The sequence below is a fragment of the Rhizobium tropici CIAT 899 genome (assembly GCF_000330885.1).
GTDB classification, from domain to species: domain Bacteria; phylum Pseudomonadota; class Alphaproteobacteria; order Rhizobiales; family Rhizobiaceae; genus Rhizobium; species Rhizobium tropici.
The window spans coordinates 218,577-238,949 of record NC_020061.1 but is presented as its reverse complement, the minus strand read 5'-3'; the positions used below and the strand labels follow the sequence as shown (position 1 = coordinate 238,949).

17 protein-coding genes and 1 pseudogene are annotated in these 20,373 nt (G+C 55.8%); 5 read left to right on the top strand and 13 right to left on the bottom strand.

What is annotated here, in order from left to right; genetic code table 11:
• Nucleotides 1–32: 32 nt before the first annotated feature.
• Genes nodS through RTCIAT899_RS20740 form a run of 4 tightly spaced genes read right to left on the bottom strand, consistent with a single transcriptional unit; the run spans nucleotide 33 to nucleotide 3,283 of the window.
• Nucleotides 33–749 (bottom strand): nodulation methyltransferase NodS, encoded by a 717-nt coding sequence (nodS, locus tag RTCIAT899_RS20755; protein WP_004125970.1) that lies wholly within the window; start codon nucleotides 747–749, stop codon nucleotides 33–35.
• Nucleotides 667–2,025 carry a chitooligosaccharide synthase NodC gene (gene nodC / locus RTCIAT899_RS20750; protein WP_004125966.1) on the bottom strand — a complete coding sequence of 453 codons (1,359 nt, stop codon included), beginning with the start codon at nucleotides 2,023–2,025 and terminating at the stop codon, nucleotides 667–669. The genes nodS and nodC overlap by 83 nt, the downstream gene beginning before the upstream one ends.
• An 11-nt stretch (nucleotides 2,026–2,036) precedes the next feature.
• Nucleotides 2,037–2,696 carry a chitooligosaccharide deacetylase NodB gene (nodB, locus tag RTCIAT899_RS20745; protein ID WP_004125963.1) on the bottom strand — a complete coding sequence of 220 codons (660 nt, stop codon included), beginning with the start codon at nucleotides 2,694–2,696 and terminating at the stop codon, nucleotides 2,037–2,039.
• On the bottom strand, nucleotides 2,693–3,283 hold the full coding sequence (locus tag RTCIAT899_RS20740) for a NodA family N-acyltransferase (protein WP_004125955.1): 591 nt from the start codon (nucleotides 3,281–3,283) through the stop codon (nucleotides 2,693–2,695). Before RTCIAT899_RS20740 ends, nodB begins: the two co-directional genes overlap by 4 nt.
• 327 nt (nucleotides 3,284–3,610) lie before the next feature.
• Between RTCIAT899_RS20740 and RTCIAT899_RS20735 the strand changes: the two genes are divergently transcribed.
• The gene (locus RTCIAT899_RS20735; protein WP_004125953.1) at nucleotides 3,611–4,537 is read left to right on the top strand and encodes a LysR family transcriptional regulator; all 927 of its coding nucleotides are present in this window, start codon (nucleotides 3,611–3,613) and stop codon (nucleotides 4,535–4,537) included.
• A 359-nt stretch (nucleotides 4,538–4,896) separates the two neighbouring features.
• Here RTCIAT899_RS20735 and RTCIAT899_RS20730 read toward each other — a convergent pair whose 3' ends face one another.
• The 3 genes from RTCIAT899_RS20730 to RTCIAT899_RS20720 all read right to left on the bottom strand — a co-directional run bounded on the left by RTCIAT899_RS20730 (nucleotide 4,897) and on the right by RTCIAT899_RS20720 (nucleotide 7,357).
• A complete protein-coding gene (locus RTCIAT899_RS20730; RefSeq protein WP_015341997.1) occupies nucleotides 4,897–6,093 on the bottom strand; it encodes an IS256 family transposase in 1,197 nt (398 codons plus the stop codon).
• A gap of 239 nt (nucleotides 6,094–6,332) precedes the next feature.
• Nucleotides 6,333–6,545 (bottom strand): hypothetical protein, encoded by a 213-nt coding sequence (locus RTCIAT899_RS20725; RefSeq protein ID WP_004125950.1) that lies wholly within the window; start codon nucleotides 6,543–6,545, stop codon nucleotides 6,333–6,335.
• A 266-nt stretch (nucleotides 6,546–6,811) separates the two neighbouring features.
• A complete protein-coding gene (locus RTCIAT899_RS20720) occupies nucleotides 6,812–7,357 on the bottom strand; it encodes a helix-turn-helix domain-containing protein (RefSeq protein ID WP_004125942.1) in 546 nt (181 codons plus the stop codon).
• 885 nt (nucleotides 7,358–8,242) lie between these two features.
• On the opposite strand from RTCIAT899_RS20720, the gene RTCIAT899_RS20715 reads away from it, so the two are divergent.
• Both RTCIAT899_RS20715 and repC read left to right on the top strand, forming a co-directional pair.
• The gene (locus RTCIAT899_RS20715; protein ID WP_004125939.1) at nucleotides 8,243–8,704 is read left to right on the top strand and encodes a DUF3846 domain-containing protein; all 462 of its coding nucleotides are present in this window, start codon (nucleotides 8,243–8,245) and stop codon (nucleotides 8,702–8,704) included.
• A gap of 869 nt (nucleotides 8,705–9,573) precedes the next feature.
• Nucleotides 9,574–10,872, top strand: a complete 1,299-nt coding sequence (gene repC / locus RTCIAT899_RS20705) for a plasmid replication protein RepC (RefSeq protein WP_004125935.1) — start codon at nucleotides 9,574–9,576, stop codon at nucleotides 10,870–10,872.
• A 265-nt stretch (nucleotides 10,873–11,137) separates the two neighbouring features.
• Here repC and RTCIAT899_RS20700 read toward each other — a convergent pair whose 3' ends face one another.
• Nucleotides 11,138–11,605 (bottom strand): helix-turn-helix transcriptional regulator, encoded by a 468-nt coding sequence (locus RTCIAT899_RS20700; protein ID WP_004125932.1) that lies wholly within the window; start codon nucleotides 11,603–11,605, stop codon nucleotides 11,138–11,140.
• Nucleotides 11,606–12,510: 905 nt separating this feature from the next.
• Between RTCIAT899_RS20700 and RTCIAT899_RS33230 the strand changes: the two genes are divergently transcribed.
• On the top strand, nucleotides 12,511–12,819 hold the full coding sequence (locus RTCIAT899_RS33230; protein WP_135488301.1) for a hypothetical protein: 309 nt from the start codon (nucleotides 12,511–12,513) through the stop codon (nucleotides 12,817–12,819).
• A gap of 284 nt (nucleotides 12,820–13,103) precedes the next feature.
• Here the strand turns inward: RTCIAT899_RS33230 and RTCIAT899_RS20690 are convergent, their stop codons facing one another.
• From RTCIAT899_RS20690 to RTCIAT899_RS20670, 5 genes and pseudogenes are all read right to left on the bottom strand, one after another.
• Complete coding sequence (locus RTCIAT899_RS20690; protein WP_004125929.1) at nucleotides 13,104–13,763, bottom strand: helix-turn-helix domain-containing protein; 660 nt, start codon at nucleotides 13,761–13,763, stop codon at nucleotides 13,104–13,106.
• 364 nt (nucleotides 13,764–14,127) lie between these two features.
• A complete protein-coding gene (gene istB / locus RTCIAT899_RS20685) occupies nucleotides 14,128–14,862 on the bottom strand; it encodes an IS21-like element helper ATPase IstB (RefSeq protein ID WP_015341995.1) in 735 nt (244 codons plus the stop codon).
• A pseudogene (istA, locus tag RTCIAT899_RS20680) lies at nucleotides 14,795–16,363 on the bottom strand (IS21 family transposase). Before istA ends, istB begins: the two are co-directional and overlap by 68 nt.
• A 319-nt stretch (nucleotides 16,364–16,682) precedes the next feature.
• On the bottom strand, nucleotides 16,683–17,303 hold the full coding sequence (gene fixJ, locus RTCIAT899_RS20675) for a response regulator FixJ (protein ID WP_004125927.1): 621 nt from the start codon (nucleotides 17,301–17,303) through the stop codon (nucleotides 16,683–16,685).
• On the bottom strand, nucleotides 17,290–18,786 hold the full coding sequence (locus RTCIAT899_RS20670) for a PAS domain-containing sensor histidine kinase (protein WP_184462165.1): 1,497 nt from the start codon (nucleotides 18,784–18,786) through the stop codon (nucleotides 17,290–17,292). Before RTCIAT899_RS20670 ends, fixJ begins: the two co-directional genes overlap by 14 nt.
• A gap of 234 nt (nucleotides 18,787–19,020) precedes the next feature.
• Between RTCIAT899_RS20670 and hemN the strand changes: the two genes are divergently transcribed.
• A complete protein-coding gene (gene hemN, locus RTCIAT899_RS20665; RefSeq protein ID WP_004125924.1) occupies nucleotides 19,021–20,373 on the top strand; it encodes an oxygen-independent coproporphyrinogen III oxidase in 1,353 nt (450 codons plus the stop codon).

Below are 20,373 nucleotides of genomic sequence, written 5' to 3'. Positions count from 1 at the left end.
GTCTCCATGTCTAAGCTCGAAACTTCAATTGATTAGGAAGAGGAAACCGGATTGCGGAAACGGACGAGCAAGCAGTCTTCGTTGTCCGAGTCCCCCTGTAACTCAAGACGCTCTACCTCGACCAACATTTCGGTGAGAATGGCAATGACCGTCTCAGCGCCGGTAACATGACCCCAGCGCTGGCAGTTCGCATCGCGAGCCGAGCCGAAGACCAGATGCCCGCCCGGCGCAAGCATGCGAAGCAGGTTCCCAACTGCCATTCGCATCTCGGCAATGTCTCCGAGGTAATAAAGAACTTCTGCAACCACGATCAGATCGAAAAGCTCTTCAGAGGAAAACTGTTGTACGTCTGAGACAACCCAGCTGATATGTGCCGGCTTGTTCATGCGCCGGCGTGTTCGATCAATCGCTTCTGGCACGACATCGATAACGGTGAGGCGCTGGCAATGGGGCGCCAGTTTTTCCGTGAAGGCGCCGGCCGCACACCCGACTTCGAGTGCATTTGCGATGGGCCCCTGGGCAAGCGACAGCAGGAGCATTTGCGCGTGACGCTTGCGTTCGAACGGATTTCCGTCGAGGCGCCACGGATCATCTGCAGCCAGTTCGCGATTTAAAAGTTGATAATTGTCGTGCGTTTTCAAGCCGTCTACCTTGATAGAGCGATCATTACTGGTCGGTGCAAATGCCGTCATATGCCATCGATCTGGTAGCATCTCTCGCAAGATTGTGCCGGCGAAGCGGAGCTTCATTTTCTTGCGATTCTCTCGGGCTTGATGCAGCAACCGGGTCTTGGATGGCGTCCAGCTTTCCACCCTTGCCTGTTGCCTTGGCAGCAGAGCCGCGCGACAGCCAATCGCTATTGCTCAACGTACAGAGCGCGTAGGCCTTCAAGGGCAGCAGGAAAAAGATGTTGATGAAGGTATGCAGGGAGAAGCCGATAAATCGAAATTGGCGAGCACGAACCGCTGCGACGCTGCAGCGGATCATGGTCATCGATGCGATCATCAGGCATGTCCACCAGGGCACGGTCCCGGTGAGCGCGAACTGCGCTAGTCCGGTTAGCACCGATAGGGCGAGCAAGAGCGGTCCGAGGTTCTGACCAATGACGTCCAACGTGAGAAAACGGTCAAGACCAGGCAGAAGGTTCATTGCAAGCAACGTGTCACGGAAAGTGCTGCGTGCCCAGCGAAGTTGTTGACGCAGATAAGGGCGCAGCTTGTTTGGAACAACAGTTGCCGCGATGGCGGTTGGAACATATTCGGTTCGAAATCCGGCCTTCAACATGAGAATCGTAAGATGACGATCTTCGCCGAAATCGCTTCGCTTTCCCCGGAACATTTGCGTTTCGTACTGGTCGAGTAGCATGGTAAGCGCAGTCCGGCGGTACATGGCGCATGGGCCACAGCAGCACATGACAGCACCGAAACGAGCCTGTGCCGCGCGCTCCTCATTACAGGCCAGCCAGTATTCCATGTCGATCAAACGGGTCAACCAGGTCTCGTGGCGGTTGCTGGCGGCAAGCTGGCCCATAGCCGCGCCAATTGCCGGATCTTGCATCTTGAGTGCAAGTTTCACGACGACGTCTGGGGCGAGAATGGTGTCGGAGTCGACGTTGAGGACCAAATCCCCAGAGGAACGGCGTATCGCTGCTATCTGCGCCTTGCGCTTTCCAACATTCTCCCTGAGCAGAATGAATGTGAATCTTGGATCGCGTGCAAACGCCGTGTGGACGGGCGTGATGGCGTCGCGATTGCTGGAACCGTCATCAACCACATAGACATTCAAATCCCCAGCGTATTCTTGCTGCGCGATGGACTCCAGGCAGTCCCAGAGTGTGCCCGGATCCTCATTGAAGGAGGGTATGATGACATCGACGCTCGGCCATTGCGCCGAAGCAATGGGCTCTGCAGAGGTCGATGGCTCCTCGATTGGCCGAGCATAAACGACCTGCATGCTTTTATAAGCCGTCGAGAGCATCGCATAAAGCGAGATAGCGGCAGTGCTGGTTGCGTCGAGCAGATTCATGAATATCGCTTTCAGTGATGTTGAGGAAGCGAGCGGATTAAAAATCCGCGGTCGCGCACGACTGGGATGATGCGAGAGAGTGCCATGATGGTATGACGGCGCAGACTGCTATCTACGCTCGGCTTCGCCTCGCTTGGAGGGCATCCGTCGTGCAACAGAACGATTGCCCCGGGACGGATAGAGGCGAGCACTGCATCGACAATGGCATCGACGCCAGGACGAGACCAGTCTCGCGGGTCCACAGACCAATGGACGGCCGCCAGCCCTGCGCTCGCCGACACGGAAAGAACGTCTTGGGTCCAGCTCCCGTAGGGAGCGCGCATATATTGCACCGACGCCTGCGGGCATGCAGTCTTGATAGCCCTGCTCGCCTCAGATATCTCATGTTCTATTTCGCCGGGACCGCAATTGGACAGGTCCGGATGGGTCATCGTGTGATTGGCGACCTTGTGCCCTTCGGCGATCATTCGTTGGATGAGTTTCGGCCGCTCGGCTGCGTAAGTTCCGATAACGAAGAAGGTTGCGGGCGCCTGATGTTGCGCCAGCACGTCTAGAATCTCAGGCGTACAGAAGGGATGAGGTCCGTCGTCAAATGTCAGATAGATGCTCGGCCGGTCGGTGGCGTCATCGCACGCATTGGGCATTTCGTATAAGCAATCGAGTTGCGTCATAGCTCTGGCCCGTTCCGATCGATTACCGTGCCGGCAGGCCAATCGGAGATGGATCTTCCAATCGGCAGGACGATGACAAGCGCGTCGTCAATGCGTGTGGGCGGCTTGTCGAGGCGCGCCTCCGGTAGAGTGGACGACACACGAATCCCCGATAAGATCGTTACCGGACCGTAACGGCCGAACCTTTCGATATGCTTTTGCAATGCGGGCCGAACGGTGCCGAAAGCAAATGGAACGGCGAGTTCGCGCAATACAGGAAGCATGGCGTGAACTGAATGCCCGATCCCCAATCCCTCGAGATCCGGACGTACGCCATATAGTCCGAGCTCACCCACCAACTGATCAATTGCGCCAATTTTAATAAATCGGCGCAGCAAGCCCAGATGAGCCGCGACACCATTAGCATCATAGGCGATGAGACGAAGTTCGGGCCTTGCTCCCGCCCAGCTTCGACTGCCCTCGAATGGTTTTGCATTAAAGGGCCCGGTTGGCCCATAGGTCATCCGAAAGAAGTCGGCGAGCTCGATATGCTCGGCGAGTTCCAACTCGTTTTCCCAGCACAGTCTCCACCGCACCTTTGAGCGCATGCAAAGACCTCCTTTTTCCTGCTGTAGTTCTGAGGGAAACATCGTGTGATTGCAGCAACTGCTCGTCTACCCACGTCATACGCCCCAGGCGGTCGCAACGGCATACAATCGTTATAGTAGAACCTTTCTATTTCGCTCGCGTCTGAGATGATCAACTCTCTGAATACTTCCGACCGTCGTCGGTCGTTCGTAAGCTTACGCCGATGTACTCGTCTGCTAATCGACATACTTGTCAGGTTATCGACATTTTCCTCATGCACCATCATGCCGAATCGGTAAAATTGATTGTTTGGATGGCAACCATCCACATCTTGAATGAAGGAAAAGATGCGCTTCAAAGGACTGGACTTAAATCTTCTCGTCGCGCTCGACGCATTGATGACCGAGCGTAACCTGACGGCCGCGGCACGCAGCATCAATCTCAGCCAGCCTGCGATGAGCGCTGCTGTGGGCCGATTGCGTGTCTATTTCGAGGATGAACTGTTTACGATGAATGGTCGCGAACTTGTCCTGACGCCGCGTGCGAAGGGCCTTGTTTCGGCCGTACGTGAAGCCTTACTCCATATCCAGCTTTCGATCATTTCCTGGGAGCCGTTTGATCCCTTTCAGTCGGATCGCCGTTTCAGGATCATTCTTTCCGATTTCCTCACACTCGTGTTTATGGAAAAGGTCGTGAAGCGTGCTGCGCGGGAAGCCCCAGGCGTGAGCTTCGAATTCCTGCCCCTCGCCGATGATTACGACGAGCTTTTGCGCCGTGGCGAAGTCGATTTTATCATTCTCCCGGACGTGTTCATGCCAACTGGACATCCTCGAGCGAAACTGTTTGAGGAAAGGCTCGTATGCGTGGGCTGTGGCAGGAACCAAGAGCTATCACAGCCGCTTACATTCGACAGATACATGTCCATGGGGCACGTCGCGGCCAAATTCGGGAATTCACGAAGACCATCAATCGAAGAATGGTATTTGCTCGAACACGGTTTTAAGAGACGTATCGAGGTCGTCGTGCAGGGCTTCAGCATGATCCTGCCCGTTCTGTCCAATACCAATCGCATAGCGACCGTGCCGTTGCGACTGGCGCAACATTTCGCAGAAGTTTTGCCCCTTCGGATCATGGACCTTCCACTGCCGCTTCCCCCATTCACAGAGGCCGTTCAATGGCCTGCGCTTCAAAACAGTGATCCGGCGAGCCTATGGATGCGCGGGATTTTATTACAGGAAGCATCGCGCCTTGCCCTCCCGTCGGCAGAGCATTGAGTGGATGCCAGCAATGTTGCTGGAGCCCATCTCATGCGGATACTCGCAAGATCGGCTTAGAGTTTATAGGGAAGAGAGGCCATCGAAGCACCTGGCTTTCAACGGATCTGGCAAGTCGGCGAACGGTGCAAGGCAGATTGGCAGGAATGTCTTTGATGCCGTCGATAGAACGCCAGTTTAAAATAACAATGTGTGTGAACTTGTACCGCCAGCAGGTAAACATTCTGGTCAGCGGTAATGTGCTTGGTGGTGCAAAAGGGGTGGAATACACGCATATCGAAAAGTACCGGTACGGATCATGTCCCAGGACGTGGTGTAGCTTAGACGACCACGGCTCATCCCAGAGGGTCGGATGAGTATCAGCTTGCTGCTGGCAGGCTGATGAGCGGATCATCGCTCATTGTGGCGATTGTCTCAAGTGTCATGTAGCGGGATCGCTGGACGGCCCATTCATCGTTCTGTTCGAGCAGCAGCGCACCGACCAGGCGCACGATGGCGTCGTCGTTGGGGAAAATGCCGACGACCTCTGTGCGCCGCTTGATCTCACCGTTCAATCGCTCAATGGGGTTGGTCGAGTGAAGTTTGGCCCAATGCTGCTTGGGAAAGGTCATGTAGGCGAGCACGTCTTGCTCGGCACTGTCCATGAGACTGGCGAGCTTCGGTACCTTTGGCCTGATCTGGTCGGCGACGTTGCGCCACTGAGTGCTTGCGGCCTCCGGCGTGTCCTGAGCGAAGGCCGTTGCAATGAACGCGGAGACAACCCGGCGTCCGCTCTTTCCAGCATGGGCCAAGGCATTGCGCATAAAGTGCACCCTGCAGCGCTGCCAGGTGGCGGAAAGCACTTTCGATACTGCGGCCTTGATGCCCTCATGGGCATCGGAGACGACGAGCTTGACGCCGCGCAGCCCCCGCCTGATCAGCTTTCGAAGAAACTCGGTCCAGATCGCCTCGGCCTCGGACGTGCCGATCTCCATGCCGAGCACTTCGCGTCGGCCATCGGTGTTGACGCCGACGGCGATGATTACGGCGACGGAGACAATACGACCACCGCGCCGAACCTTGAGGTAGGTCGCATCGATCCACAGGTAGGGCCATTCTCCTTCGATGGGCCTGTCGAGGAAGGCCTTCACCTTCTCATCGATCTCCTCGCAGAGCCGGGACACCTGACTTTTGGAGATGCCCGACATGCCCATGGCCTTGACGAGGTCATCAACAGAGCGGGTCGAAACACCCTGGATATAAGCCTCCTGGATGACCGCCGTCAGAGCCTTCTCGGCCATGCGGCGCGGCTCCAGGAAGCTCGGGAAGTAGCTGCCGGTGCGAAGCTTGGGAATGCGCAGCTCGACGGTGCCCGCCCGTGTCTCCCAATCCCGGTCGCGATAGCCGTTACGCTGGGCCAGCCGGAAGCCATTCTTCTCGCCATAGGCCGCGCCGGTCTTCGTGCCGACCTCCAGCCCCATCAGCTTCTCGGCAGCAAAGCCGATCATCTCCCGCAGCAAATCGGCATCAGCGCTCTTCTCAACGAGTGAGCGCAGGTTCATCATGTCGTCGGTCATCGGTGGTGTCCCTCAGGTTGGCTCTAAGCAACCCGACCCTACCGGAAATCACCGATGGCTATGAAATCCAGCTACACCACTCCATGGGACACGATCCCGGTACGGCTTAGCCACACTTCTGGTGCGGCATTCCACACTCCGTTACCAGCCATGCGAAAACCGCCAATTGATAGACCGACGTCGTCGAAAACTATGCCGATGCCCGTTGGATGCTTCACCACACTGGAGAGGCATTGCGATCATTTCTGTCTCAGCTGAGCAGCAATCATGTCGCGACTGGCGTTATGGATCAGCAGCGTTTCGTAAAAAACCGTCAGAATGTTTTCCGCCAATTCCGTATCCAAGTGTTGCATACGAAGGACAGTCACCTTTCGCTCCTGCCGTGAAACCTGTTCTTCACTTTCGGCAATATGGCGATTTGCGATATCAAGGTCGGCTTGAGTGAATATCATTTTGGTTTCTCCCTGAGATCGGCATCCCTGGGAAGTGGCACTCGCACTGAAGCGCTTCCCTGTGTTCCGTCGGAACCCAGTTCATCGCGGTTCGGAAGAAACGAAGATGACGCTACACTGGTGGACGCTACCAGTGACGCTCGAAACGCGTCGGGTCGGTCAATATCTTACCATAGGTAGTGCGGACAAAGCAGCAGAATACATGTTCGAGGAGTGGCCGGGAAATGTCACGATGGATTTACTTCAATTAGCGCAACGCATTTCGGTCATTTGCTGCCGTCAATTTGCTTACCAATTGCGATTTCGACACCATTGCGGCATTCAGGATCGCCTACTGTCTGGCCATCATTTTGGCCGCAGGTCTCGCCTATGCGACCTAACAAGCTGAAAACATCTCGCAGAGTCTCTTCGTCCAAGGTCCGCAACTTTTCGATTGAGGCCAATAGCAGAACCGCTTTTGCTTCAGTCCCACCCCAGAGATGGGGTGCTGCTGGCGCGATAATTTCCTCCGGAGTGGCGTCCAGAACCTCACAGAGATGAATTAGCCGGCATACCGTCAGGCGGGAGATCTTATTTTCGTAGCGGCCGTAAACCTGTTCGCTCAGCCCAAGCAGGGGCGCAAGTTTCGATCGAGGCAGTTTTCGTCTGTCGCGGGCGCCGCGAAGACTGGTGCAGATCTGTTCTTCCAGTTCGGCGCTAAGCACAATTCGCCCATCAAAAGGCTTCCGATAGACAGGTTTGTCTATGCGTGGGTCAACGACCTGCTGTAAACCGAGTTCTTTAATCCATTGCTTCAAAGATGGACCTGCCATTGCTGAGACTGAGGGTTAACGCGCAAGATCTCTTTTATACGGAAAAACGTTAAGGTTAAAACCTGTAACGTTGCATTTTTGATCATTTTTGGCGCATCTTTCTATCAAGCGAATTCGTCAAACGTGCACTAATTTCGCATATTATTATTGTTTTTCAATACATAATTGAAATCGGCACTGGTTTCTCTTGGTGCAAGAAAAAACACAATCGCACCAAATTGGCTATCGCCAGGTTACGCACCGCACTGGCATGGCGTTCCCGACCGATCCGATATCGTGAGAAACGCATCAATGCGATGTCTAGAATCTGTAGGGTGGTTTTCCTGTGGTTTTTGTTCACTGCGACCCCGAAGCGGCTCTCTGTCGCTTAGGTCTGATGATCGACATGCGGGAACGCGAGATAGGCCATCAGCCTCAGAGGGGATCGCCGAAACCCGTTCATAGATCGGCTCCTCCAGATCGTGTTTTTTTGAGGTCACAAGTCGGGACGGGCGATCGGGTTATCCAGCGCTCTCCACGCGTTACGCTTACTGAAAATTGCATACTCAGCTCAAAAAATGAGTCGACTGACATAATGCTTTCCATTTTTTTGCCGAAAAAACGCAAAATATATTTGGCTCACCTTCAAGCGTTCTCACTAAAGGTATCCTATGAAATACCAGCTCGATTCAACTGATTTCAGTACAAATCTTTAGAATTTCAGCCGACCCGGAAAGCTGTCCAGATTGCGAAACACGTGCCAAATCGGCGCGTACGGCAATTTACAACGCCCTATGAGAACAGCATATTGCGTCGCGCCGCCGCTATCTATGGTTGGTATCACAGCTCTCCCTTCTCCCTCATCTCTGTGGGCACGAGATCGCTTCAAATAGGAGGCTAAAGCAAATGAAAAATATCGTGTACGTGTTAGAGTCGGATACCGCCCGTTTTGGGGCGGTTGAGCTTCAGGATGGAAGCATTGCTCCGATCTATGACTTGATTGGTAGCAGGCTAATCGAGATGATCCGCTTTGACGATATGCACTCGCTGTTCGTAGATGAAGAAGCGTTGCGTGATGGGCTAACCGCCTTTACAATCTTTGATGGCTGTCCAAAGCCTCTGGCGGGGAAAATTGTCCTTGTGGGAGGCGACTGCGGACAACCTTATCGTGCCCCATTGATCACGATTGCGGATGCGGCGGCACGCTTCCGATGTTGCCGGCCGGTGCTCGATCCAGTCTTTGCCACGGCCGGCGATATGACGCCAAAGGGTCTTATAGTTGCCGGGGCACTGGCAAGCTTGCAAGTCCGCATTGATCGTCGCTCTCCCGTGCTCGAAGAGAGCGAAAATCGCGGTTTGATACAATAAATCCGACCGCCACGCTCGCGAAAGATCGCGCGGGCATGGCGGCAAAAGCTTAGGTATTCGGTTTCAACTCACTCACTCATTTGCCAGGCGGCAACCCCTTAATGAATTTGCTGCGGTGGCGCTGCCGCTAAATAGGCTGGCAGATCTCAGGGAACTCCGGAAAACGCGCGCACCGTTTGCAGGTCTGAGATGGCGATCCAACGCACCTCGGGTAATCATTGCTCCAGGAGATCAGATCTCAAAACCCAAAATGAGGGGATGGAGTTTACGTCGACCACGCACGGCACAATCCTCCCGCCTCTTGTGATAGCCCCCGGGTCGATGATGACCAGCTGGGAAAGCGGGCTGTCGCTATTCATCCAGCCATCCACGTTTCGCACGCTGATCCTCAACGTCAAGTACGGGAGGAGCATTGCGTTTTCGGTCAAGCGTCATTGGCTCCATGTCCGAGCATCGGCCAATTTGAGAATTTTGTCCGTAAGGCGAACCAAATTTGATCGGTCGAAACGGTATCGAAATGGCATTTAGACTTTCAAAACAATTAATAAAATCAATGCGTTAGTTTAGTCACTATCCCGCTGCGACCTCAAGTAGCAGCTCAAACTCGTACATATCTTGCGCCAAATTGATTTGTTGGGATATGCTTTTCGCGTATCGACCGCAAACATCCCGACGCGTGCGTCGGGTCTGAAATGGAGAGAAAAAACCGGCCAGAAAAAGAAAAACCGCTCCCGAAGCAATCCGGAAGCGGGTCTGTAAGAGAATAAATTAGCCAAAACCTTTGTCGCAGACCCTTCCTTCCTTGTCAACAAAAAACATCACTTTGGTGAACGGCGGAGCTTTGCCTGGTCCCGAACGGAGACGAGGACATGGAAGATATGACCACCTGCCAACGGCCGGTCGGCCGTAAGATAACGCCCCAAAGGGCTGAATTCCGGCGCTGGGCAAAATCGGCAGAAATCGGAATGGTGACGCGTGCCCAATTGGCTGTGCTTGCTCAAAATCTGACCTGCACAGGCCTGATAAATGGAACGGAAAGCCATCTGTTGCTAATATTGATCAACACCGCCCCCGCCGATACTTTCGATACGTCGGGGCGGCCAATCGTGTTCAAATCGAACCGACAATTGGCATTTGAGGTCGGGCGTTCGGCCGGCCGGGTCAGTCGAATGCTTTCCAAGCTTTTCGATCTGGGTTTGATCACGATGCAGGACAGTGGAAACTATAAGCGATATCCCGTCAGAAACAGCGATGGCGTCATAACGGATGGATGCGGGGTCGATCTTCGAATATTGGTCCTGCGATATGGCGAGCTTACTCGCCTCGTAAAAGACATCCGAGCGGAGAAGAGGGCGACCGAAGCTGCCTTGCGACGGTACCGAGGCGCCTTGCGCAATATCCGTTGTGCCCTCGCTGCTGTCGCTGATGTAAGTGCAACAATGCGCCAACGCATTGCCGACCGGGTCGAGCGCATCAGCAATTATATCGGAATTGCTGCCAAAGCATCCAACCGGATGCTGCGTCGTGCGACTGTCCTTCTTGAATGGTCTATGGACCGACTGATGCGGCTTGACCCGCGACCTCAAGACCAACTCGGCGCAGGGAAAACGACATGCGTGCCTGTCGAAAACGACATGCAGAAACAGACTACACCTCCTTATCAATCAAAACGTAGTAGTAATGTTCGAGAGGGTTCGGCTCATGTCGGACAATACAGTTTTCCAAAAGCCAGCGCCGCCAGCAGCTCGGCTTTTGAAGAAACCGCGACCCTTTGGCGAGGCTCAGTCAGCGAGCGAGAACCTCAGCGGCAGGCTCTAATCGCGCTTAAGGATGTCTTGCGGGCGGCCCCGGCCCTCGCGGAGCTTGGATGCACTCCCAAGAGCTTCCAGGAGTTTGTTCGGCTGACTCCGATGCTGTGCCGCTTCGTCGGGATCTCAGAGGATGCCCGCCGTGGCGCCGTGGAGGCAATGGGCGAACAGCAAGCAGCGGTGGCGGTGGCAGTTATTCTGGAAAAAGCAAATCGGCAGGAGGTCAGTTCGCCCGGCGGATATCTGCGCGCAATGGCCGAGCGCGCAGCCGCGGGCAGATTGTATCTTACCCGCTCGGTCTTCGGTCTGGCGGCTCGCCGCGACCTTGAGCAAAGCACTCGAATGGCCGGGCAAACTTAACTGGTGGGTCACGCTCTTAAGCGGTGCAGCGTTCTAGTCGACACTGTTCATGCGCCACGATCAAAGTGAGCGACGATGTCGGCGCATGCGGTGACCGACCGGAAAACGAGTGAGTGTGAGGTCCAGGATTCTATAGTTGTGGCGCTGGTTCCTTTAAAAAGATGATCATGAAAACCACTTTGCGGCGAGATCGCGGTGAAGACCGACGCTTTCCGTTGCCGGAGTGCCTACCAGACAGCCAAGCTTACCTGCGATTGATGTCTCATTAGCTCCCGTTATCTTGAGGCACCATACGCTTCAGCAGCCGAACGAGATCGCGCTTTGCCTCGCTCGGAAGGGTTCTGATAATTCGGTCCAGAGTGAGACGATCCTCGGCTTCCTCAGGCGTGCGCCCCCAAAGATGGGGCGCCGCTTCAAAGAGCATATCTATGGGCATAAAGCCGAGAATTTCACAGAGATGGATCATTCGGGTGACCGTCATCCTTGAAAACGCCCGCTCGTAACGTCCGTACACGGGTGTCGACAGACCGAGCATTGGCGCAAGATCCGCGCGAGCGAGGCCCTCGGCCTCGCGCGTTTTTTTTAAAAATGCGCTGATCAGTTCTTCCATATCTCCTAGCGTCGCAACTTTCCCGTCAAAACCGGGCTTGCGGTAGATCGGCTTGTCGACTTCCGGATCGGTGGTATCTACGAGGCCTCTCGCACTTTTGTAACTTTCTAGATCTTGCGTCACCGCCTGTCCCTACTTTTCAACAATCGCCGGTCAGCGTGGATCGCCGTGGACGGACTTGAACTGCTTGCCTTTGCCCCTTTGAGGTCGTCTTCTGTCCGTTCCGAGGGGAACATTGTCAGGTTATAACAACTTTAGAGAGCTTAGCCAATTTGCTTCAGTAATCCGATGCACGATGAAGTCAAATCACGGCTGCGAGATCGGCGATCTAATTTAATCAGCGACAAACGATTGCTCGCTGGGACCATTTTCAAACCACCACGATCCCCTTGAAATTCAGCGAGAATTCGCGAATACATCCTTCAAGCTCCTTTATGAAGTCAGCGGCAATCGTCATTGGTTCCGATGTGAACGGCCGAGCCAAGGGTCGGCGCATCTTCGTGTCCGCTTATATCCCATTTGGTTAGCAGGAAAAGTAGGACCGTACCCTGGTGATGATTTTCCCAGAGAGCCTTATCGGCTATCCCTCTCCGGTTGTTGCGTAAAACCAAGCGATTTGTGATGGCCGGCTTGCTCGCGCGAAGCGGACGGGATAGTGCCTGTCTTTAAATGACGGAACCGGTCGTCGAGCGCATCGTAAAGCTCGCAGAGCGTCAAAGCGAAAGGCTTACTGCGGCTTTCTGGGGGCTGGGCGGCAATCAGGGAAGCGCTCGTCTTCTCTGGTAGGTCTCGGCCATGCGGTGCCCGATTGACGCGTCAAGAATGCCCGGATTGAATCGGGGCTCGGCCTTGAACCCGACTGAATCGCGCGCCGGATCGGCATCCCCGCGCCACTGGCTTGACGATGCCGAGACGCTCAGCGGACGTGCGGCGAAGGCCGCTGAGGCTGCCGTTGAGGGCTGCGGCATCGTTCGTAACGACACCGCGCTGACCCTGCTCGCACACCGCATCGGCCTTCGAAATAGCAGGTGCGATCGATCTTGCCGGGACATGTTCCGGCTTCCGCTACGCTCGCGGACGGCGCTGTTCGCAGGCAGGGACGACAGGCCATGGTGGCGGCCAATAATCTCAGCCACCGGATCAATCCAGCCGAAGGGCGACCTCTTTTCTTTTCCAGACGCCGCCGGCGCCGGCGTCTTGAGGCCATTAGGCAATACGGAGAAGCCATTCTCGGTTTGGATCTCGCGGTGGACGACAGCCGCTACGATCTGATCTCCTTCCTGTTGGGGGCAGCACCTGGCCCCTCGCTCCAGGCATGGTGGCGGAGGGTTTCCTGATGATGATGCGGGACGGTCGTGCCGTTCAGGCCAATGCCCGAATGTCCGATGTCGTTACCAACGGGATCGGCATCGATCCACAAAACTCCTGCTGACAGGCTCTGAAGCGCGCCTGACGGAAGGTGACCGTCGTTTACGGGCCACGCCATCAGTTCCAGACAAGGACCTGAAACAAGTTGACGTGGGCCCGCAAGACAATGTCCCAGATGAAATGACACGCGGGCGCAAATCGCGATTTTCCGCCCGAAGGCCGCAACGTCCTGCATTGCACAGGTCGCGCCGAGCTAAGATAGTCCGGCAACATGGCCACAGAGCGAACGAAGTGCATCAGGCTTCCGAATGTCGACCATTCGCGCATGTCGCAGGCTGATTATGCTTTGTTCCTTCAACTCGCTCATGGCACGCGATACCGTCTCGATCGTCAAGGCGAGATAGTCCGCAATGTCCTGCCGCGACATGGCCAATCTAAACTGCCGAGTGCCTCCCAGGCGCTCGCAGAGATCCAACAAAAATGTGGCCACCCGTTCAATCGCAGACTGCCGTCCGATAAGCAGAAGGTGTTCCTGAGCACGTTCCATAGCTTCAAGAGCAAGTGCAAGGAGTTCCGGCAAATGCCGCTGCTGAGCAAGGCCCTGTTCAAACGCCACTATTCTTGTCAGGGCGAGCGCTTCGGCAAAGTAACGATGCTGAGAGCCAGCTTCGAAGCCGAACATTTCCCCCGCGACATGGAAGGAGACGACCTGCCTCCCCCCGTTGGAAAGGATGCGACATACCCGAACAGCTCCGGTAGAAACCCGATAGCACTTATCGGCGCTCCCGCCCTGGGCGTATATCTCTTGGCCGCGCTCATATGTGACGGCGATGTGCGCTCCCCCAATTTGCGGCCCCACAATTTTCGTCGGCGAGGTCCAAGGCTGTGCTGCGGGCATGAATTTCGACTGCATCTGGTATTCCCCATGTTCCGGGGCAAGATTGCCGGTTCTTATGGGAGCGATAAATTCGGTTTTATCACTAAGGGTAAACACTTAACCGGCATCTCGTGCGAATTGCCGGCGATTTATTCCGATCCCTTTCGAAGGGTGTTCATCACTAGAGGCAGCAGCTTGTCGTCGTCATAAGAAATCGTGGCGCCGCCCGGTCAGAAAATAATGCGGGCGAGTCTTTGTGTCAATCGGCGTTGTAACGGGACCCCTTATCGGCTCCCAAAAGGGACCCCTGCCTCTGGTTGCATAGGGTCAGCGCGCGTAGGCCCGGAGCATTCCATTTAGCGCAGGGGCCTGCGGGCGCGGATTGTTTGTCTTTTCGGCTTTAGCTTTGAGAGCGGTTTTTGAAGCGCCAGGATTCATTTCCGGTCTCAACGATCTCGCAATGATGAGTGAGTCTGTCGAGCAGAGCGGCGGTCATCTTGGCGTCGSCGAACACGGCCGGCCACTCGCCGAACGCCAGGTTCGTCGTGACGATGATTGAGGTCCGCTCGTAGAGCCTGCTGATCAGATGGAAGAGGAGCTGCCCGCCGGCCTGGGCGAATGGGAGGTAGCCGAGCTCGTCCATGATGACGAAGTCGAGCCTGGTGATGAAGTCGGCCAGCCGCCCTTGCTTTCCGCCACGTGCCTCTGTCTCAAGCCGATTGACAAGGTCAACGACATTGAAGAAGCGCCCGCGTGCTCCGTTGCGGATCAGAGCACGAGCAAGCGCGATGGACAGGTGGGACTTTCCTGTGCCGGTCCCGCCGACCAGAACGATGTTGTGCTGCTCGGCAAGGAAGGCTCCGGTCGCGAGCTGGCGCACCAGCCCTTCATTGACCGGTGTGTCGGTAAAGTCGAAGTCGTCGATGTCTTTGGCCAGCGGCAGCTTGGCAACAGCGATCTGGTATTTGATGGAGCGAGACTGCTTCTCGGCGATCTCTGACTGCAGTAGGTCGCCCACGATGCGCGGCGGTTCGTGCTGGCGCTTTATGCCGGAGGCCATGATCTCGTCATAGGCGCTGCGCATGCCGAACAGCTTCAGCGTGCCCATCATGTCGAGGATTTGGGGTCGTTCCATATCAGCTTGCCCTCCTGAGGCTGTCGTAACGGGCGCAATCGGCCAGAGGCTCATGAGTCAGGCGAAGCGCATCGGGAATGGAAAGGATGGCAGCCGGCTGCGGGTCACGCTTGCGGGCCAGAATGTTGATGATGACGGCGGCCGAGAACACGCCCTGATCGAGCGCCTCCTGGCAGGCCGCCTCGACGGCAGGGAGCCCGTCCAGACCGACACATTCGAGGATCGACACCATCTGCCGGTCGCCGTCATGCATGCCCTTCAGCCGGCGTCGCACTTTCTCCATGGCGGCAGGCAAAACCCAATCGTGGAACGGCGCACCATTGCGCAATGCTCCCGGCTTTCGAGTCAGGACCGGCACATAATGCCATGGATTATAGACCGTCTCGCCGCGGCCGTAGCTGCGGTCGTGCCGGCCTATCTCGACGCCGTCCTGACGGATGATGATGCGGTCGGCATAGGCATGTATCTCGGCCGGGCGACCGACCGAGGTCGACAGCACAGAATATTTGTTGTTATCGAAGCGCACGAGGCAGGTCTTGCCGATCGAGGCCTGCACAGCATGGAAGCCATCGAACGGACCGGGATAACTGACTAGATGCGGCTTCTCCGTTTCGAACACCTCCCAGATCGTGCGCTCTGTCTGGTCGACATGCTTATGGGCGCGGGCGTAGCTGATGCATTTGTCCAGCAGCCAGCCATTCAGCTCGTCGTAGGATTTGAAGCGCAGTCGGGGGGTGAAGAAGCGTTCCCGCACCAGATTGACCTGGTTCTCGACCTGGCCTTTCTCCCATCCTGACGCCGGAGTGCAGGCCACCGGCTCGATCAGGTAGTGGCTGCACATCTGCAGGAAGCGGCGATTGTATTGCCGTTGCTTGCCGACGAAGACCGTTTCCACCGCGGTCTTCATATTATCATAAATGCCGCGCGTGCAGGCCCCGCCGAAGAACGCGAACGCCCGGTCATGGGCATCGAAGACCATCTCCTGCGTCTCGCGCGGATAGGCTCTCACATACATCATCCGGCTATGGCAGAGCCGGACATGCGCCACCTTCACCGTCGTCGTCACGCCATTCAGCACGACGATCTCGTGGCTCCAGTCAAACTGGTAAGCCTCGCCCGGCGCATAATAGAGCGGCACATAGGCTTCCGCCGTCACCGAGCCGCGCTCCTTCGCCCAGGTTCGGGCATAGCGCCGGACGGTGTCGTAACCGCCCTGGTAGCCGAGTTCGCGCAAATCCTCGAACAGCCGGATCAGCGTCAGCCGTTCCCGAGAGGATTTGGCCTCATTGGCAAACAGCATTCCATCGAGCTGATTGCGCCAAGGACCGAGCTTCGGCTGAGGTTGGCGGGCCCGCTCGTATTTGAACTCCGTCTCATCGCTGCGCAGAACCTTCCGCACCACCTTGCGCGATATACCAAGCTCCCGGCAGATCGCCTTAATCGACTTGCCCTGCACGCGGGAAAGTCGCCGTATCTTCAGAATTGTCTCCACAACAAGCATCCAAATAAAAAGCCTCCGATTAAACCGGAGGCTGTTGTAACCCCATCGCAAATGGGGGTCCCGTTTGGATGCCGATCACCCCAAATGCGGGGTCCTTATTCCATGCCTAATCACAGTCTTTCGGCAAAGACGTCTCGACGCGCAGGATGGGCCCGCTAAGTCCGCGAAAGCGCCTCCAAAGTTGCCTTCGATTATATAATCCCGTCATCGAGCAATGACGATCAATTTAGAGTTTTTGGGAAAACAGATGCCATGACGACCCTTCCCGTTCGCAAGGTTACGGCAGGACCCCGAATGCGGCGAGATCAACACTACGAAGCTAGAAGGGCCCCATCTCCACCGCAACAGCCATACGAACCAGATGCGGGATGCTTTTTGCTCTCATTTTCGACATGACGCGGGCGCGATGAACCTCCACCGTGCGGCGGCTAATATTCAGATCATGTGCAATCGACTTGTTCGGAAGGCCGACCACGACGGCAAGAAGCACTTGGCGCTCCCTCTCGCTCAAGGTTTCGATGCGCGCTTGAATGGCAAGGCTCTCGTCGACGTTAGCGCCATTAACATGTAAATGGTCCGACGCTCGTTCGATCGCCTCAATGATAACGGCGTCTTCGCAGGGTTTCTCTATGAAGTCGACCGCACCGGCTTTCATCGCCTCAACTGCCACCGGCACATCGCCATGTCCGCTGATCACGATTGACGGAATTGAGATCTTTTTCACGCTAAGCTGACGGATGAGATCTATACCTGACATCTCTGGCATTCTGAGATCCGTAACAAGAATTCCGTTGTGGATGCCCGGCGCAAAGGAAAGAAACAAGGCTCCCGATTGATGCACCTTGACGGCATAGCCGTTCATGGTCAGCATGAAGGCAAACGATTTGCGCGCCGGCTCTTCATCATCGACAATATGGATCGTATAGTCAGTCGGTTTCACACGTTTGTCCTTCCGTATAGGCGGGAAGCGTGAACTGGAAAGTAGCTCCGCCAGCCGCGTTTCTTGAGACCGTCATTTCACCTCCATGGGCCTCGACAATACGTTTCGAGATCGCAAGGCCGACACCCATTCCACTTGGCTTTGTCGTGACGAATGGCTCGAAGAGCTCCGCGGCAATTTCTTCCGGAATGCCTTTGCCGGTGTCTTCCACGATAACGGCGACTTCATCCTCCTGCGTGGGCATCGTGCGGATCGTAAGCTCACGATGCTCGACGTGGCGCATAGCTTCTATGGCGTTTCGCATCAAATTAATGATGACCTGTTCGACCTGAACACGATCGACCATCACCATCTCGGCGCCGGGCACGTATTCGAAGACAGTCCTGACGCCTTTTTCTCGGGAACCTACAAGCGCAAGGACGCCTGCTTCCTCCACCAGCGTGCGGATATTTTCGAGGCCCTTTTCCGTTTCACCTGTCGTGACGAACTCTCTGAGATGTTTGATAATTTTTGCCGCTCTAAGGGACTGACGTTCAATCTCCTGCAAAGCGTTTCTCATGACCGTTGGGACATTGTTGTCCATGTCGCTCAAGAGCTTCGTACACCCGAAAGCGTAATTTGCGATCGCCGACAGCGGTTCGTTCAGCTCATGCGCAAGGGCGGATGCCATTTCGCCCATTTCGCTCAGGCGGGCCAATCTTGCCAATTCCGCCTGGATCCGCTGCTGGTGAGCAGCAGCCTCTTCCCGCTCCGTAAGGTCTCTTAGGAAGCCGATGAAAAATAAGCCACCACCCGATTCCAGCTGGCTCGCGGTTAACTTGAGGGGAAACGTCGATCCGTTCTTCCTGCGTCCGACAACTGCTTGATCTGCGAGAACGCGCTTTTCGCCCCTTCCAAGTTGCCGTTGCATATGGCTGCCGTGGACGGCGCGAAAAGGATCAGGCATCAGCAGTCGCAGGTTCGCGCCAACGAGCTCTTGTTCTGCATACCCGAACTGCCGCAAGACGGCGGCGTTGAAGGACACAATTTTACCGTCGCGGGTCGTGATCACCATCGCATCGGGCACTTTGTCCAATATCGATGTCAGATGCGCAGTGGGGGCAATCTCACTCTCGATGATGGCATGTCTCGTCGCCTGCAACACCTCTCCCAGACAAGCAATCAGAAGCACCGCAACGCCAAAGGAAACCAGTTCAAAGACCGTCGCGTAAGCCGCATCGCTCAGCCGCTGAACAAGGACATCAGCGCCAAGCGACATGCCCGCCGCTAGAGAAATCGGCTTTCCGCCGCCGATGATTGCGACCACGAGAATAGCGGGAATGAACGGCAATAGGGTAAGATCGTCGCTGGTGAACTGCGACAGGGCCAATCTCAGTGCGAGGACGCCGAATGGAGCAGCGGCGGCGACACTATAGGCGACGATCGGTCTGCCCCGCCACCGGACAAGCATCCAAGCGAGCCCGCCAGCGCCTTGTGAATGCATTTTGTGATCCACCAGGGAAAAAGGTACTGTCATCATGCCGAGCATCTCGCTGGCAGATCAAAACTAAGCTGAACTCTTTTCATCGAGTATGCTGCGCCTCCTTTGCCTCGGCGCCGCGATTTTGAAAATAATTCAAAGAAATCCGTCGCGCTCTTTGTTGAAGATCAAAGAGCCATGCAAAGCGTGTGCCTAGAATGGCCGCATTCTAGCCAGTACTCCGTAGAAGGATTTCGCATGCAATCGGCACTTATTGAAAAATACGGCGATGAGCGCCTACCCCGCTACACTAGCTATCCGACATCGCCGTGTTTCTCCCCCAACGTTGACGATAGCACTTATGAGAATTGGCTTAGCGCTGTCTCGCTGGAGAAAGCGGCATCGCTTTACGTGCACATCCCGTTTTGTCCGTCGATATGCTGGTATTGCGGATGTCACACCACGAATGCGCGCAATAGCCGACCGATCGTCGACTACCTGCGAATGCTGCGCGAGGAAGTACGCCTCGTGTCCGCAAGGACCGGGGCGCCGGTTAGGATCGACCATCTGCATTTTGGTGGAGGAACGCCAACGACCATCGGGCCGAAGAAAATGTTTGAGCTTATTGAGCTTCTGCACAAGCAGTTCGAGTTCACCGGTTCGGCCCAAATCGCGTTGGAGATCGATCCGAGGACGCTAGATCAGGAGATGGCGACGGTTCTCGGGGAAGTAGGGGTGCACCGTGCTAGTATCGGGGTACAGACCTTTGATCCGACGGTCCAAAGGGCGATCAACCGCACCCAAAGTAAAGAACAGACAATGGAGGCGGTTTTTAAGCTGCGCCGGGCGCGCATCGCCAGCATCAATTTCGATCTTATGTATGGCCTGCCAAACCAGACGGTTCAATCCTGCATCGAAACGGCCAAGGCAGCGATCGAGATGCGGCCGGACCGTTTCGCAGTCTTCGGTTATGCGCATGTACCTTCCTTCAAGAAGCATCAACGGCTAATCGACGAAGCCGCTCTCGCCAATGCGCAAAGCCGTATTTCCCAGGCAAAGGCAATTTCGGAACACCTTGTTGCGGCAGGCTACCGCCGCATCGGGATCGATCATTTCGCCAGGCCGCACGACAGTTTAGCAACCGCGCAGACAGACGGGCAATTGCATCGCAACTTTCAGGGCTATACGACCGATGCTTGTGAGGCACTTATCGGCTTGGGTTCGTCAGCTATTGGCCGCATGCCAGGCGGCTATGTTCAAAACGAGGTACTTCCCAATCGTTACGGAAAGCGGATCGCATCCGGCCGCTTGGCCACAACGAAAGGCTGGCGCTTGTCGGCCGAAGATCGCCTGCGGGCAAGTATCATCGAACGCCTGATGTGCGACTTGCAGGTCGACGTCCCGGCGTTGGCCGTCACATACGGTTTTGACCCACACGCGCTTCTTAACGGCAACCCCAGGCTCTCGATGCTCGAGAGCGACGGAATAATCGAAAACGCGGGCGGCATCATTCGTTTGCGAGAAGACGGGCGCTTCCTGATCCGCGCCGTTGCAGCAGCTTTCGATGCCTATGTGAGGGAATCGGGGCGCCATTATAGCAAGACGGCCTGA